The sequence below is a fragment of the Polaribacter vadi genome (assembly GCF_018861005.1).
GTDB classification, from domain to species: Bacteria; Bacteroidota; Bacteroidia; order Flavobacteriales; family Flavobacteriaceae; genus Polaribacter; species Polaribacter vadi_A.
On record NZ_JAHKQL010000034.1, the window covers coordinates 108,478 to 124,414 of the forward strand.

14 protein-coding genes are annotated in these 15,937 nt (G+C 28.9%); 3 read left to right on the forward strand and 11 right to left on the reverse strand.

What is annotated here, in order from left to right:
• Positions 1–57: 57 nt before the first annotated feature.
• From KO506_RS15485 to KO506_RS15535, 11 genes are all read right to left on the reverse strand, one after another.
• Positions 58–330: a TIGR03643 family protein gene (locus KO506_RS15485; RefSeq protein ID WP_215995835.1), complete on the reverse strand. Its 273-nt coding sequence runs from the start codon at positions 328–330 to the stop codon at positions 58–60.
• Between the two features lie 11 nt (positions 331–341).
• Positions 342–776 carry a hypothetical protein gene (locus tag KO506_RS15490; protein ID WP_215995836.1) on the reverse strand — a complete coding sequence of 145 codons (435 nt, stop codon included), beginning with the start codon at positions 774–776 and terminating at the stop codon, positions 342–344.
• Positions 777–866: 90 nt separating this feature from the next.
• Positions 867–2,354 carry a cryptochrome/deoxyribodipyrimidine photo-lyase family protein gene (locus KO506_RS15495; protein ID WP_215995837.1) on the reverse strand — a complete coding sequence of 496 codons (1,488 nt, stop codon included), beginning with the start codon at positions 2,352–2,354 and terminating at the stop codon, positions 867–869.
• The gene (locus KO506_RS15500; protein ID WP_252726891.1) at positions 2,344–3,831 is read right to left on the reverse strand and encodes a cryptochrome/photolyase family protein; all 1,488 of its coding nucleotides are present in this window, start codon (positions 3,829–3,831) and stop codon (positions 2,344–2,346) included. Before KO506_RS15500 ends, KO506_RS15495 begins: the two co-directional genes overlap by 11 nt.
• A complete protein-coding gene (locus tag KO506_RS15505; RefSeq protein ID WP_215995838.1) occupies positions 3,832–5,142 on the reverse strand; it encodes a DASH family cryptochrome in 1,311 nt (436 codons plus the stop codon). It abuts the gene before it with no gap.
• On the reverse strand, positions 5,112–5,252 hold the full coding sequence (locus KO506_RS15510; RefSeq protein WP_215995839.1) for a DUF2256 domain-containing protein: 141 nt from the start codon (positions 5,250–5,252) through the stop codon (positions 5,112–5,114). Before KO506_RS15510 ends, KO506_RS15505 begins: the two co-directional genes overlap by 31 nt.
• Positions 5,253–5,254: 2 nt before the next feature.
• Positions 5,255–6,676 (reverse strand): SDR family oxidoreductase, encoded by a 1,422-nt coding sequence (locus KO506_RS15515; RefSeq protein WP_215995840.1) that lies wholly within the window; start codon positions 6,674–6,676, stop codon positions 5,255–5,257.
• Positions 6,673–7,302 (reverse strand): flavin reductase family protein, encoded by a 630-nt coding sequence (locus KO506_RS15520; protein WP_215995841.1) that lies wholly within the window; start codon positions 7,300–7,302, stop codon positions 6,673–6,675. Before KO506_RS15520 ends, KO506_RS15515 begins: the two co-directional genes overlap by 4 nt.
• Positions 7,302–8,606, reverse strand: coding sequence for an ABC1 kinase family protein (locus KO506_RS15525; RefSeq protein ID WP_215995842.1), 1,305 nt, complete (start codon positions 8,604–8,606; stop codon positions 7,302–7,304). The genes KO506_RS15520 and KO506_RS15525 overlap by 1 nt, the downstream gene beginning before the upstream one ends.
• A gap of 7 nt (positions 8,607–8,613) precedes the next feature.
• A complete protein-coding gene (locus KO506_RS15530; protein WP_215995843.1) occupies positions 8,614–9,270 on the reverse strand; it encodes a TetR family transcriptional regulator C-terminal domain-containing protein in 657 nt (218 codons plus the stop codon).
• Positions 9,271–9,418: 148 nt separating this feature from the next.
• The gene (locus KO506_RS15535) at positions 9,419–11,518 is read right to left on the reverse strand and encodes a thioredoxin domain-containing protein (protein ID WP_215995844.1); all 2,100 of its coding nucleotides are present in this window, start codon (positions 11,516–11,518) and stop codon (positions 9,419–9,421) included.
• Positions 11,519–11,772: 254 nt separating this feature from the next.
• Here KO506_RS15535 and KO506_RS15540 point away from each other — a divergent pair, with 254 nt between their 5' ends.
• The 3 genes from KO506_RS15540 (at position 11,773) to KO506_RS15550 (ending at position 15,932) form a co-directional block, all read left to right on the forward strand.
• Complete coding sequence (locus KO506_RS15540; RefSeq protein WP_215995845.1) at positions 11,773–13,995, forward strand: beta-glucosidase; 2,223 nt, start codon at positions 11,773–11,775, stop codon at positions 13,993–13,995.
• A gap of 195 nt (positions 13,996–14,190) precedes the next feature.
• On the forward strand, positions 14,191–14,937 hold the full coding sequence (locus KO506_RS15545) for a prolyl oligopeptidase family serine peptidase (RefSeq protein ID WP_215995846.1): 747 nt from the start codon (positions 14,191–14,193) through the stop codon (positions 14,935–14,937).
• An 8-nt stretch (positions 14,938–14,945) separates the two neighbouring features.
• Positions 14,946–15,932: an SMP-30/gluconolactonase/LRE family protein gene (locus KO506_RS15550; protein ID WP_215995847.1), complete on the forward strand. Its 987-nt coding sequence runs from the start codon at positions 14,946–14,948 to the stop codon at positions 15,930–15,932.
• Positions 15,933–15,937 lie beyond the last annotated feature (5 nt).

The following is a 15,937-nucleotide window of genomic DNA, read 5'->3' on the forward strand; positions in this document are numbered from 1 at the left end:
TTGTCTTTTTAATGTGCTGTCTTTAAGTACTCTAATCTTAAAAGCAAAGCACTGTTTTTATCTTTTTGCTATAGAGTTATTAGATATTGATTTTTGTCTAGAACATTTAAATCTGCCTTTTGCGAATGTTCTTAATTTTTGGTGTTTTGTTCTTCTTCCTTGCACTCTTTTCCTCCACATTCTAAAACTAGAAGGTTTCATTTCTTTTCGCATTAAATTAATAACTTCTTGTTCTTTTAATCCGAATTGAAACTGTATGGCCTCAAAAGTTGTTCTGTCTTCCCAAGCCATTTCTATAATTCTATCAATTGCTATTCCATCTAACTTCATTCTCTATAGAATTAATTTATAACATCATAGAATTCATACTCTTTGTCGTTTTCTATTTTTAGGTTAATTATTTTGTCGAGAAATTTCTTGTTTTCTTTCAATAATTTATTGTTTTTAAATCTTACAAAATTTCCTTGAGCGTGAATGCTAAAGCCGCAAGTTTTATAAATGTGTAATTGATAAAAGGGAATTGCCCAGCTAAAATTTTGCAAACCTTTATTAATGTGTAATAAAATTCCTTTTTCTCTTAGCTCAATATTTCCATAATTAATATCAGAAACTGAATTCATATATTTAAAGAAACTAGGACTTACTTCTTCTATTATCATTCTTTTAGAACCAGTTCCTTTCATTTTTATAGATTGTAAAAATGAAAAAGGTTTGCCTAATAAATTATTAAACATTGATACTGCTTCTTTGTTTGTATGTGTTGTATTGTAAATCATTAACACATCAAATATAGTAATGTTTAACGAAACATAAAAATAGTTAAACAAAAATTAACAAAGCATTATAATTTGTTCAAAAACTATAGTTTAGTTGCTGTTTAACATCCTTTTTCTATCTGATAATGTGTGTTTTTTTAGAATTCTAAAATTTTCTGATAAAACTTCAGGATTTGTTCGCATTCCAAAAAGAATATCACTTGCTTTTTTTCTTGCAGTTTTTCCATCAACAATAGGAAAAGGATAATTTTCGCCTAATTTAAAACTATTGAATTGCTCATCCATAGGAGTCATTAAATAGGGTTCGTGAATAAAAGCCAAAGGTAAATTTGCTAATTCTGGCACCCATTTTTTAATGAATGTTGCATCAGCATCATGTTCTAAACTATTTTTAATCGGATTATAAATTCTGATATTATTAATGCCAGTTTCTGCGGCTTGCATTTGCAATTGAGGAAAATGAATACCAGGTTCAAAATCTAAAAATTGTTGCGATAAATGATGTGTAGCAGCTTGCCAAGGTTGCCATAAAATATGCGTAAAAAAGGAAACTAACATAGAACGCATTCTAAAATTTAAATAACCAGTTTCTACTAAACAACGCATGCTAGCATCTACTAAAGGAAAACCAGTTTGGCCTTCTCTCCAAGCTTTTTGGTAGGCTTCAGAAAGGTTTTTCTTTAATTTATGATAGCCTTTATTTACACTAGCTTCTTCCATGGTATGTTCCATTTCAAATTTTTGAATAAAATGCGCTTGCCATCTTAATCTAGAAATAAATGCGCCCAAGTGTTTTTTATTTTCATCGGTAATGTATTCTTGTGTTTTTTGATAAATCTGACGAATGGAAACATTTCCCCAAGCAATATAAGGCGATAATCTGCTCGAACTTTCTCTAGACAATGCTGGTTTAGAAATATGATACATGTAGTTTTTGTGCCTTTCTTTAAAAAAACCATTGGCATATCTCCAAGCCATTTTTGTGCCTCCTTTTTGAAAATAAGGATTATTTTCAGTTTCTAAATCTGTGGTAATAAATCTCTTTTCTAATGCTAGAATTTCATCAATATTGATAAAATCATCGTTCTTAAAATTAGTTTTAAATGGATTGGCATTCATATAGTCATCCCATTTTTCGAACCAATCTTCTCTGTTTAACAATCCTCTTAAAACTCCATTGTTATTGTTTTCTATCCAATTGATATTGTTGTTTCTGCAATATCTTTTAAAATCTTTATCGCGATTATAGGTAATTAATAATCCTGTTTCTTGATGCGAAAAAACAGTATCAATTTTAAAATAGGTTTGCAGTTGATTAAATACATTGATAACTTCTGAATTTACAGAGAGAATTTTGGTGTTATAATTTTCTAAATCTTGATTAAGATCTTGAATCGATTGTTTTATAAAATTCCAGTGGCGTTGGCTATAATGTGCATCGTTTATCAAAGAGTTTTCAAAAACATACAAAAATAAAACTCTTTTGTTTGTTTGTAAAGCATTGTAAATAGCCTCATTATCTTGCAAACGTAAATCTCTCTTTAACCAAACAATATTTATTTCTTCTCTATTGCTCATTGTCTAATTGTTTAAAAAATTGTTCGGCATTTTTAAAATGAGATTCTTTTTTATCTTGTGCCATTTTGTCAAAAGTTCTAATTAACATCCCTAATCTTGGGTTGCTTAAAAAGAAATCTCTGTGTTTGTCCATAAATGTCCAAAACAAACCATCCCATGTTTTTTGCCAATTCCCTTTTTTGTAATTACTCATTTTCATTACATAATTGCTGCTACTTATGTATGGTTTTGTACTCATTAAACCACCATCAGCAAACAGACTCATTCCATACACATTAGGCACCATAACCCAATCATAAGCATCTATAAAAAGTTCCATAAACCATTGGTAAACTTCATCCGGATCAAATTCGCACAACACCATAAAGTTGCCTAAAATCATTAATCGTTCTATGTGATGTGCATACGCAGTTTTATTCACTTTTTTAATAACATCGTCAATAGGTTCTATGCCAGTAGTTCCGTTGTAAAAAGATTTAGGAATTTTTCTAGAGAATTTCCAGAAATTTTTGGTGCGTTCTTCAGAACCTTTGGCTTCATAAACACCTCTTATAAATTCTCGCCAACCTAAAATTTGACGTACAAAACCTTCTGTAGAATTGATAGGAACATCATTTTTAGTTGCAAAATCAATGGCTTTTTCAATAACTTCTTTTGGGTTTAACAATCCTACATTAATTAAAGGTGATAACAAACTATGATTTAAAAAATGTGCTTCTTTTACAATCGCATCTTCATAAGTACCAAATTCGTGAAAACGGATTTCAAAAAATTGATGTAACCATTGTTCTGAGGTTTTAAAATCTATAGGATAAACAACAAAATCATTTAATTTTCCATAGTTTTCTTTATAATTTTTGAGAACATATTCTTTAGCTTCTTTTTGATATTCAGATTCTTCTGGGAAATTTATATGTGGTGCAATTTTATTTTTAGGATATTTTTTTCTGTTTTCATCATCAAACGTCCATTTACCACCTGACGGATTTTTTCCATCCATTAAAATATCTCTTTCTTTTCTTTCGGATTTGTAAAATGAAGTCTGAAAATATTTCTTTTTAGTGGATTTAAAAAAACTAGATAATTCTTCTTTTGTGTTGATAAATAAAGGATTGTTGTACCAAATAATTTCTAAATTTCCTTTTTTTTGATGGATATGTTTTTGCAACCAATTGTCTGTAGGATCTATCAAATGGATTTTAGTAATCCCTTCTTTTTCTAAATTTGGTAGTAGATTTCTTACGTCATTTAAATTATCAATTGCATTTATATATCGTACATTTTTGTCCAATTGAATTAAATAATTTTCATAAGCTTTCATTGTAGCTCTATGAAAACTTATTTTTTGTTGATGAAATTTATATTGATTAAAAAACAAATATTCTTCAATCAAAATAATGTCGTCAACTTTATTTAAAACCTCAGTGTTTTTAAACAATTGATGTGGAAAAATGATATGTATTTCTTTTATATCCATTTAAAACAAAGTTTTTTCTAACCATAAATTTCTAAATTTATAGTTGGTATCATAACGTTCTGCTTGCAATTGAGTGTTGAATTTTCTGTCTCTAGGATCATTCCCAACTCCTGCCACATACATCCAATTTCCGTAATTGCTGTGAACGTCATAATCCAATAAAAGCGATTCAAAATAGGCTGCTCCAATTCGCCAATCTTGTAGTAATTCTTTTGCAAAATAAGAAGCCACATTTTGTCTGCCTCTGTTGCTCATCCAGCCAGTTTGCTGCAGTTCTAACATATTTGCGTTTACAAAATCATCTTTAGTTTCTCCATTTATCCAATTTTGTATAATTTCTTTATCAGTATTCCAATGATAATTTCTGTCTAAAATTCCACCAATTTTAAACATTTTATCATTATATTTTAAAGAAATAAATTTGAAATAATCTCTCCAAATCAACTCAAAAATTACCCAATACGTAGATTGATTTTTACCAAATTCTGCTTCGTGTTTTTTTACTTGATGATAAATTGTTTTTGCTGATAAACTACCATTTGCCAACCAAGGAGAAAATTTTGTAGAATAATCTTTACCCACTAAACCATTTCTTGTTTTTTTATAAAAACTAACTTTGTTACTTTGAAAAAAATAATAATTTAATCTTTTTAAAGCTTCAGTTTCTCCACCCAAAAAAGAAAAAGCAGTTTTAGGATGCATTTCAAAATCCGAAAAACCTAAATCTTTTAAAGTTGGAATTTTAGTTGTATTGTTAAATATATTTGTTTCAGGAAGTTTGTGAAAAGTTGCAATTTCTTGAATGCGAACATACTTTTCTAATTTTTTTCTAAACTGTGTAAAAACATCAGGAATATTACTAAAATTGTTAGAAACGGTGTCTGGATGATATAAAAACTGATCAAAATCTTCAATAAATTTCACATCACTTTTTAAACTATTTTTGATGTTAGTATTGGTGTCAACTTCTTCTTTAGTCCATTCTTTTTGTGTGTAAATAGTATCCACAGAAAATTCATCACACAAAGAATAAATTTTATTTTCTGGAGTATCAAAATAGGTGAGAAGTGTAATATTTAACTTGGCTAAATTTTCTTTTAAATTGCTGATAGTATTAATTAAAAATTGGGCTCTAAATTTTGCAGTTTTTTGAAAACCAAATTCATCCACAGTAAAATATTTTGGATCAAAAAAATAGACTGCAATTACTTTTTTATGATGATTAAAAGTTTTTTGTAAAGAAACATTATCAGTTGTTCGTAAGTTATTACGAAACCATATTAAGCCAGTTGTGTTTTGTTTCTTCTGCATTTTTCGCTGCAATATTTTACATTTTCCCAATTCTTTTCCCACTTTTTTCGCCAGTTAAAAGGTCTGTTACAGACTGGGCAATTTTTAGAAGGAAGATTTTCTTTTTTCAAAATTATTTATTGATGTTGTTTATCATACCATTAAAAACGAACCAATGAAAAGGCATCACTGCATACCAATACAATCTGCCTGCTAATCCACGAGGTCTAAAAGTTGCAGTTTGGTATAAAATTCCTTTTTCGATTTTAAATTCTAGCCAAGCTTCACCAGGTAAAATCATTTCTGCATAGAGTAGTAGTTTGCCTTTTTCTTTATCCGCATAAATTACGCGCCAAAAATCTAAAGCATCACCAGCATTTAATTCTGTAGGATGCCTTCTTCCTCTACGCAAACCAGCTCCTCCAAAAAGTTGATCTAAAAAACCACGGATTTTCCATAGAAAAGTGCCATAATACCAACCTGTTTCTCCACCAATTGCCCAAATTCTATTTAAAGCGCGCTCTTTGTCTTTTATATTTCTTTTCTTAAAATCTCTAAAACATCCATATTTTGGAACATTAATAAATTCATCAACATAATTTTTAAGTTTTCCACTACTGATATACGAATCTTTCCAACTAGAAATGATGCTATTTTGCTCTATTTTATTAAATGCCAATTGTACAGCTTCTTTGTAAGCCATTGGTTTTATGTCTAAAACTTGATTGATATTACTTTTTTTACCAATAACTTCTACACCCATTGAATTTACTAAAGAAGATGCTAGTTTGTATGAAGTTGAGGTTACAAAATACAACCAATAAGAAGATAATTTTGCAGTCATTACAGGCACTGTTATAATTGATCTTTTTAGTTTTCTAACGGCTGCAAATTGCAAAAGCATTTCTTTGTAAGTTAGAATTTCTGGTCCAAAAATATCGTAAGAAGTATTGTACAATTCTTTTTTAGCTAATGCTTTTTGTAAGAATGATAAAACATCTCTAATCGCTAAAGGTTGAGTTTTGGTATTTAACCATTTAGGTGCAATCATTGCTGGCAGTTTTTCTACCAAATCTCTAATAATTTCGAAGGATGAACTCCCTGAACCCACAATAATTCCTGCTTTAAAAGTGGTCAAAGCATATTTTTTAGAAGCTAATGTATTTTCTACATTTTTTCTTGATAATAAGTGTTTCGAAAGTTTTGTGTCGTTTGTAATTCCGCTTAAATAAATTACTTGTTTTATAGATGTAGATTCTGTAAATCGTTTAAAATTAAACGCACATTTTTCTTCTAAAACATGGAATTCTTTTGCAGAATTAGACATAGAATGAATTAAATAATAAGCAGCATCTATGTTTTTAGGAATTAGATTTAAAGATTTTGCATCTAAAAAATCAGCTTCAACTAAATGTATATTTGTTTGATCTTTGTAGTAGTTTTCTGCTCTTTTTTTATCTCTAACAGGGCACACTATAGTATGACCATCGTTTAATAATAAAGGAATTAAACGTTTGCCAATATAACCAGTTGCGCCTGTTACAAGAATTTTCATAAGCTGTTTGTTAACTTTGGTCTTTGGTAAGAAAGTTGTTTTTTAAATTTCGGAATTGTATAAGTGTCTAACCCATTTATTGCAGCAATATTTCCTTTAGATAAGTTGATTAAACCATCTTCTTGTAGTAATTTATCTTGAACATATAGTTCTTGAATTTGAGCTACAATCAACATAACATCATTAGAAGGAACATAAATTTCTTCTACAAATTTCATATTCATTTGCACTGGCGCATTCTTTACAAAAGGAGCTTTGAATTCTCCTTTAAATTCTGGTTCTAAATTTGTCATATCGAATTCAGAAATATTTGCTGGATATTTTGCAGAAGTATGATGTGCATCTTCAATAATTTCTTCCCAAATATGATTAATTGTAAAATAACCAACCTCTTTTAAGTTTTGATGCGTGTTTCTAGGTACAGTTGTAGGTCTTAAAATAAAACCCAAAGTGGGTGGATTTGAGCCTAAATGTGTAACAGAACTAAAAACGGCAACATTAGTATTACCATCTTTAGAAATAGAGCCAATTAAGTTGGCAGATTTAAAGCCAGAACAACTGTTTATAAGGTTTATCTTATAAATTTTTTCTAAAGCATTAATGTCATCAAAATTAAAAAATGCCATTATAAAATATTAAAATTATTAATCACTACATCTTTTGCTTTTAAGTCGTGCATTAAATTATACAAGCCAAAAAATGTTCTGTTGATGTAAATAAAATGTTTAGAACCTCTGTTACCATTCATGTTTTTAAGTTCAGTGCTTTTTGCGTATTTCTGACCTAAATCTGAAATTTTACCAAAGAAAACTTCATCAGAAAAGTCGAATTTTTCTTGTTGAAAAGGTTGGGTAAATAAGCTTAACATTTCGTGAAACATAGCTCTAAAAAAATCTAATTCTTCTTTAGAATCATCTTCACGTAAAATTTCTAATTCAAATAATTTTTCCTCAAAATATGCTGGATTAGAGATGTTTTCTTGTTTAGCCAATTCAAAATAAGGCACATAAAAACTATTTGGAATCGTTTTCATACAACCAAAATCAATTACAATTAATTCGTTTTCTGGTGATATTAAAAAATTTCCAGGATGTGGATCTGCGTGAACTTTCTTTAATTTATGGATTTGAAACATATAAAAATCCCATAAAGCCTGCCCTAATTTATTAGCAACTTCTTGATTGTTTGTGTAAAATTCAGATAAATGAACGCCATTCATCCAATCCATAGTTATAATTCTATCAGAAGATAAATCAGAATAATAATTTGGGAATTTTAAATTTGGTATGTGTGCACAAGCTTCAACAATGGCTTTACTTTGCTCAACTTCTAAAACATAATTTGTTTCTTCTACCAACTTATTTTCTACTTCTTTAAAATATTTATCAGAATCTTTACCTTTGATGTTAAACATTTTAATTGCAATTGGTTTTACTAAAGCCAAATCTGATGCAATACTTTCTGCAACTCCAGGATATTGAATTTTAACAGCTAATTTTTTACCATCTTTTTCAGCTTTGTGAACTTGGCCAATACTAGCTGCGTTAACAGAAACTGAGTCGAATTTATCATAAATTTCGTTCGGATTTTTACCAAAATATTTTTTAAAAGTTTTGGTTACCAAAGCAGGAGATAAAGGAGGTACAGAAAACTGAGAAAGCGAAAATTTTTCTACATAAGCTTGTGGTAAAATGCTTTTTTCCATACTTAACATTTGTGCTACTTTTAAAGCACTTCCTTTAAGTTGTTTTAAACCATCGTAAATATCTTCTGCGTTATTTTCGTTTAATTTCGATTTTGCTTCGTCTTCGGTTTTGGTAATTTTATCACCATAATATTTTAGGTAATTTACCCCAATTTTTGCTCCAGTAGTAACTAACTTAGAAGCCCTCTGAATTTTAGAAGTTGGTATAGAATCTATTGTTTTCATAGGCTTTTTAATTAAAGTTAACTTTTTCTTTTAAGATGAATTTTCCAAAATCGATAATGCTTTTCAGCGGTTTTATATCCATTAAATCAAAACGAGCGTTGATGGATTTTTCGATAAAAATATCTGTTTTTTCAAAAGGAGCAGAAGTATCATCCAACCAAAATTTCATGGTCACTAATAAGTGAAACCAAGAAGATTCTTGTATGCTTTTATCTTGAATTTTTTCTAGCTTTTCTTGTTTTAAATCTAATTTTTCTATGCCCAAATTTTTGATGTAAGCGATAAAATCTTCACGTAATTTTTTTAATGATTTTAACTTTTTAAAATCTTTTTGGCTGTCTTTTAGAGCATAAACCACATAACTTCTATTGGCAGTTAACATTTCGAAAAAAGTAAAGTAAAAACTTAATAATTTGTTTCTTGCATCAAAGTTTTCATAGTCTTCACTTTTTGCTAAAACGTTAATGGTATGATGAAAGAATTCTGAAAATATGGCTTCTTCAATCGCTTCAAAAGAAGCATAAAATTTGTAAAAATCACTTTCTTCAAAATTATTGTCTTTTGCAAAACTAAAAACAGATTTTGGTTGATGATTGTTTTCTAAAACAAATTCCATATATAATGAAATAATGTTATCTTTTGATATTTTATCCTCTGTAGCCATAATTATTTATTTTGTACAAAGATACAAAATGTTTAATTAATTTTTAAATAAGTTAAACAAAAATTTAAAATGTAATATAACAGATAATTACAATCAGAAATTAGTAAGAATATGAGTTTCAAAAGGGAGTTTGAAAGTAGTTTGATTTTTATTTTTTTATAAATTTTATGGCTTCGCTTACTTTTTGTTGAGGTAGTTTACAAGTCCCAAAATTACAGACATAAACGTAGGTTTCATCTTTAACAAATTTATCTTTTAGTAAAGGAATTGTATTATTGTTTTTGATATCTCCAGCCAAAATTACATTTGGATTGTAGAGGCTTAAAAGAGCATCATTTTTTAGTTTTGCTTCTTTACCTACAGTTGCAACCTCATAAAAAGGTTTGGTGTAGTTTACCATTAAATGTAGCCAATTGCTATAACCAGCAGCACTTTCTAAAACATCAGTATGTATGTTATTTAGCATTTGATGTGCAATTTTATTATAGTTTTCATCAGCAAAATATAGACCTAATTTAAATAGATTATTGGCTAAAATTGAATTTGGTGACGCAATAACATTATCAATCACTTTTATTTTTCTAGAGATTAAATTGTAGTCTTTGTTAGAAATAAAATAAAACATAGTGTTCTCTTTATTAAAAAAGTGTGTTAAGCAATAATCCATGAGTTTTTTAGATTGCCTTAGCCATTTTTCATCTAAGGTAACTTCGTAAAGGTTTAGAAAAGCATCAATTAATGTGGCATAATCTTCAGAAAATGCGCGAATAGAAATCTTTCCGTTTTTATAATTTCTATAAAGCGTTCCGTCTTTTTTTAATTGATTTTTTATAATAAAATTGGCGTTTTTTAATGCTGATTTTAAATAATCTTCATTTTTTAAAGCTTTGTAAGCATCTGTATATCCTTTTATCATTAATGCATTCCAAGATGTTAAAACCTTATCATCTAAATTTGGTTTGTTTTTTAATTCTCTTGCATTTTTTAAAGTTTTTTTCCAATCTTTAACTAGTTTGTTAAGTGCATCCGAAGTTATTTTATGCTTTTTAGAAAAATCTTTATTCGAAATTTTTCTGATTAAAACATATCTTTCTTTTTCCCACAAACCAAAGTCGTTAATGTTGTAATATTCTTTAAATAAAGGATACTTATTTTTAATCAAACCTTGTAATTCTTGAGCGGTCCAATAATAATAAGCACCTTCTTCTAAATCATTTTTGTTGTTTTTACTATCAGCATCTAAAGAAGAAAAAAATGTTCCGTTTTTATCTGTAAGTTCTAGTTTTACAAAGTTTAAGGTTTCTATAATTACATCTTTATACTGTGGATTTTTATTTTGTTGATACGCTTTGGCATAAAGACTTACCAATTGAGCATTATCGTAAAGCATTTTTTCGAAATGTGGAATATGCCATTTTTTATCTGTAGCATATCTAGAAAATCCACCATTAATTTGATCGTAAATACCACCATGTGCTAATTTTGTAAGTGTGTTGTCTATATGTTTTTGTACCTTTTTATCTTTAAATTGATGCGCGTATCTCAATAAAAAATCCAAAGAGTTTGGCATTGGAAATTTAGGACTATCTATAGAACCACCATAAATGGTATCAAAATTTTGTTGCCACTTCAATACAGCTTTAGAAATATTAGATTCTTTAAAATTGATGTTCTCTTTTTTAAGTGTAATTAATTCAGAATTTTTAATTCCATCTGTAAGCTTGTTTGCAAAATTGATAGCTTTTTCGGGATTTTCTTTATAAAGTTTAGTAATGTTTTGCAAAACACTTTTCCATTGTTCTTTGGTAAAATAGGTACCACCAAAAATGGGTCTTCCATCAGGTAAAGCTATGCAATTAAGAGGCCAACCTCCACTGCCTGTCATTAACTGTACAGCATTCATATAAATATTATCAATATCTGGCCTTTCTTCTCTATCTACTTTAATATTGATAAAATTAGTATTCATTATTTTGGCAATAGAATCGTTTGTAAAACTTTCTTTTTCCATAACATGACACCAATGGCAAGCAGAATACCCAATAGAAATAATAATTAATTTATTTTCTTTTTTAGCAAGTTCTAAGGTTTTTGAATTCCAAGGTTTCCAATGCACAGGATTATTGGCATGTTGTAATAAATACGGACTGGTTTCGAATTTTAGTTCATTTCCATTGTTAGATTTTTTAGAACAGCTCCATAAAAAAAGTATACAAATTAATAATAAGAAGTTTGTTTTAGAATTCAATTTTAGCTGTTTTTAATAATGATTACAATAAAAATGTGATGTGTACTAATGTATTATAAAACTGTAAATTAGAAAATTCTTTTACTATAAAATCTAAAGCAAGGAGTATAACAGATGTGCTATTCTGTAGTAAAACCAATGTTTTTACAAAAAAAATGCAACAAATGTTTTAATCTTAGTAGAATAAGTTTTACTCGTATTTGCCCTTAAAGAGTAGTTTTATAAAAAAAACAATACCATATTAAATTAGAAACATGAGAGTACCGTTTAAAAAGAATATCATCGTTTTTATTTTATGTCTTAATATAACTTGTATACTGGCACAAAATAAAATTCCTAAAATTCAAGTAGAAAAAGGTGAAGCAACAACAGCATTTATAGAGGCAAAAATAGATAGTATAATTGCTATTTTAACCTTAGAAGAAAAAGTTGCAATGACGCATGCGCAATCTAAGTTTAGTACAAAAGGAGTTGCAAGATTAGGAATACCAGAAGTTTGGATGTCTGATGGACCACATGGAGTTAGAGAAGAAATTAGTTGGGATGCTTGGGAAAATGCAGGTTGGTCTAATGATTCAATTACAGCTTTTCCTGCTTTAACCTGTTTAGCTGCTACTTTTAATCCTGAATTGGCCAATAAATACGGTTATAACCTAGGAGAGGAAGCAAGGTATAGAGAAAAAGATGTGCTATTAGGGCCAGGTGTTAATATTTATAGAACGCCTTTTAATGGTAGAAATTTTGAGTATTTAGGCGAAGATCCTTTTTTGGCATCAACAATGGTTGTTCCTTATATAAAAGGAGTTCAAGAAAACGGAATTGCAGCTTGCGTAAAACATTTTGCTTTAAACAATCAAGAACATTGGCGAGATAAAATTAATGTAGAAGTTAGTGACAGAGCTTTACACGAAATTTATTTACCTGCTTTTAAAGCAGCTGTGCAAAAAGGAAATGTTTGGGCTTTAATGGGCGCTTACAATAAATTTAGAGGGCAGTATACAACTCACAACAAAATTTTACATAAAATTCTAAAAACTGATTGGGGTTTTGATGGTGTTGTAATCAGTGATTGGAGTTCAGTGCACTCTACTAAAGAAGCTGCTTTGTATGGTGTAGATATGGAAATGGGAACAGGTACAGATGGTTTAGGTACTACAACTTCTAATCATTACGAACATTACTATTTAGCAACTCCGTTTTTAAAAGCGATTAAAAATGGAGAATTAAGTGAAGATTTGGTAAATGATAAAGTACGTAGGATTTTACGTTTAATTTATAGAACTAATTTAAATCCAGATAGAGGTTTAGGAAAACTAAATACAAAACAACATCATAAAGTAGCAAGAGAAGTTGCAGCAGAAGGCATTGTTTTATTAAAAAATCAAGATAATTTTTTTCCTATTCAAGATAAAGAAGGAATAACTATTGCAGTTATTGGAGAAAATGCCACAAGAAATATGACGCAAGGTGGAGGTTCTTCTCAATTAAAACCACTTTTCGAAATTTCTCCTTTACAAGGATTAAAAGAAAGGTATAAACATGCAAAAATTATTCATACTATGGGTTATGAATCTGGTCCATCTGTATACGATGCAACCATTCCTGCAGCTTTAAATCAAGATTCTTTGTACGTAAAAGCAATAGAAGTGGCTAAAAAAGCAGACATTGTATTGTTTGCTGGCGGATTAAACAAAAGTTATCATCAAGATAGTGAAGGTGATGATAGAGAAAATTTTGCATTGCCTTATGGCCAAGAAAAATTAATAAACGGCATTTATGAAGTCAATAAAAACTTAGGTTTTTTATTATTAACAGGTAATGCTGTAGCAATGAATTGGTTGCCAAAAACAAAAGGAGTTATACAGACTTGGTATTTGGGTGGTATGGCTGGTTATGCAATTGCAGATGTTGTTAGTGGTGATGTAAATCCTTCAGGTAAATTACCATTTTCTTTTCCAAAAGAATTAAACGATAATGCAGCGCATTCTTTTGGAGAAATTTCATATCCAGGAAATGGAGTAGATCAAGAATATAAAGAAGATATTTTTGTGGGTTATAGATGGTTTGATACAAAAAAAATAGAACCACAATATGCTTTTGGTTATGGTTTGTCTTATTCAAATTTTACTATTTCTGATGTAAAAATCAACCAAGAAAAATTCAATAAGAACGATAAAATTAAAGTAACCTTTAACGTAACAAATACAGGTGATAGAGAAGGAGCAGAGGTTGTGCAAGTTTATGTAGGTAAGCCTAAATCTAAAGTTAAAAGAGCATTAAAAGAATTAAAAGGATTTGCCAAGATTTCTTTGGATAAAGGAATTAAAAAAACAGCTTCTGTTACTATTAACGCTTCAGGTTTAGCGTATTATAATACAGAAATATCAGATTGGTCATTAGAAAAAGGAACTTATTATTTATATGTAGGTAACGCTTCTAATAACATCATAAAGAAAATTAAATTTATTATTTATTGATTTTTATTGTTTATTAATGTTGAAGAACAGTGTGAATTTATTTACACTGTTTTTTAAATTTTTTATCCTATGAAAAATAAAATATGCTCAAGTCTCTTCATTATCGGATGTTTTTTTGCTTGCAATTCAAAACAAAATTTAAAAGAAGAAATATTTAATGCTCAATGAATAGCGAATAATGTAGATCGTTTATTGGTGAAAAAAACGTATTTTTCTTCCAACGAATTTAAACTGCCATATCGTTTGTTTACTCCTACATTAAATAAGAATAAAAAGCTTCCTTTGGTGATTTTTTTACACGGAAGAGGAGAAAGAGGAACAAAAAACGGAAGTGAAATTTATAGAAATGCTGGTTTTATTATGAACAAAAATTCATTAATAACACCAAAATCTCAAGAAAAATATCCTTGTTATGTTTTGGTTCCTCAATGTTCTGACAAAACAGAAAATGAAGAATGGGCAAAATGGATTGGCAATTCTCCAGAAACACCTTTTAAAGGTTTAGGTAAAGATGGTGCTTATCAAATAAATCCAATACCTTCTGATTCTGGTAAAGCAACTCTAGAATTAATAGAGCAATTAATTAAAAAAAAATCAATTGATAGTTCTAGAATATACATAACAGGTTTATCTATGGGCGGTTTTGGTACTTGGGATTTTATAGCAAGAAAACCTAATTTATTTGCAGCAGCAATACCAATGGCTGGGTATTCAGATCCTAATCAAATACAGAAAATAAAAGAAATCCCAATTTGGATTTTTCACGGAAATAAAGACAAATGGAATCCTGTAGAAGGTTCTAGAAATATGTACAAACTTTTATCAGAAATTAATGCTGATGTAAAATATACAGAATACAATTTAGGGCATGGAGCTACTTTTAAAAAAGCATTTCAAGAGCCAGAATTCATACCTTGGCTGTTTTCTAAATCAAAAAAATAAAATAATTTATGCTTAAAAAAATATCAATTGTTACTTTTTTAATTCTGATCATTGCTTGTAATTCATCAAAAAAAGAAAGCGAAAAAGAAGTGAAGTCTAGCAACATAAAAACGGCAACTTTAGCTTATAAAACAAAAGCAGTTTTAGGGGAAGGAGCTATTTGGAATTATAAAACACAAGAATTGTATTGGGTAGATATTGAAGGCAAACAGTTAAATGTTTTCAATCCAAAATCAAAAGAAAACAAAGTTTTAAAAACCAAATCTAGAATTGGTACAGTTGTTCCTTTTACTAAAGAAGAAGTTTTAATTGCATTAGAAGATGGTGTGCATAAAATGAATTTAAATTCAGGAGAAAGTGCTTTGTTTACAAATATGAAAAACGAATTGCCAGGCAGTAGATTAAATGATGGTAAATGCGATCCTGCAGGAAGATTTTGGGTAGGTTCTATGCATTTTAATCAACTTAAAAATAAAGCGAATTTGTATACAATTACCTCAGAAAACACATTGGTAAAAAAGGTAGATAGTGTAACAATTTCTAACGGAATTGTTTGGACATCAGATAAAAAAATAATGTATTATATAGATACACCAACATCATCTATTAAAGCTTTTGATTACGATAATAAAACAGGAGAAATTACAAACGGAAAAGTAGTTGTGAAGATTCCAGAATCTTTAGGTTTTCCTGATGGAATGACTATAGACGAAGAAAATATGCTTTGGGTAGGTATGTGGAATGGTAATGCAGTTATTCGTTTTAACCCTATAAATGGTAAAGTTATTTCTAAAATTGAAGTTCCTGCTCATAATATAACTTCTTGTGCTTTTGGTGGCGAAAATTTAGATATTTTATACATTACTTCTGCAAGTGTAGATATGACACCAGAAGAGGTTAAAAAATATCCCTTAGCTGGTTCTGTTTTTAAAATAAAACCTGGAGTTAAAGGCGTAAATAGTAATTTTTATATAGAAAATAAATCAACGAAATAAATTAT

Coding starts and splice junctions, on each gene's coding strand:
- KO506_RS15520 (WP_215995841.1), bottom strand. CDS start 7,302: ATGGCATTTTTTAATTTTGATGACATTAATGCTTTAGAAAAAATTTAT.
- KO506_RS15530 (WP_215995843.1), bottom strand. CDS start 9,270: ATGGCTACAGAGGATAAAATATCAAAAGATAACATTATTTCATTATAT.
- KO506_RS15550 (WP_215995847.1), top strand. CDS start 14,946: ATGCTTAAAAAAATATCAATTGTTACTTTTTTAATTCTGATCATTGCT.
- KO506_RS15500 (WP_252726891.1), bottom strand. CDS start 3,831: ATGGATATAAAAGAAATACATATCATTTTTCCACATCAATTGTTTAAA.
- KO506_RS15515 (WP_215995840.1), bottom strand. CDS start 6,676: ATGAAAATTCTTGTAACAGGCGCAACTGGTTATATTGGCAAACGTTTA.
- KO506_RS15505 (WP_215995838.1), bottom strand. CDS start 5,142: ATGCAGAAGAAACAAAACACAACTGGCTTAATATGGTTTCGTAATAAC.
- KO506_RS15525 (WP_215995842.1), bottom strand. CDS start 8,606: ATGAAAACAATAGATTCTATACCAACTTCTAAAATTCAGAGGGCTTCT.
- KO506_RS15495 (WP_215995837.1), bottom strand. CDS start 2,354: ATGAGCAATAGAGAAGAAATAAATATTGTTTGGTTAAAGAGAGATTTA.
- KO506_RS15490 (WP_215995836.1), bottom strand. CDS start 776: ATGATTTACAATACAACACATACAAACAAAGAAGCAGTATCAATGTTT.
- KO506_RS15485 (WP_215995835.1), bottom strand. CDS start 330: ATGAAGTTAGATGGAATAGCAATTGATAGAATTATAGAAATGGCTTGG.
- KO506_RS15540 (WP_215995845.1), top strand. CDS start 11,773: ATGAGAGTACCGTTTAAAAAGAATATCATCGTTTTTATTTTATGTCTT.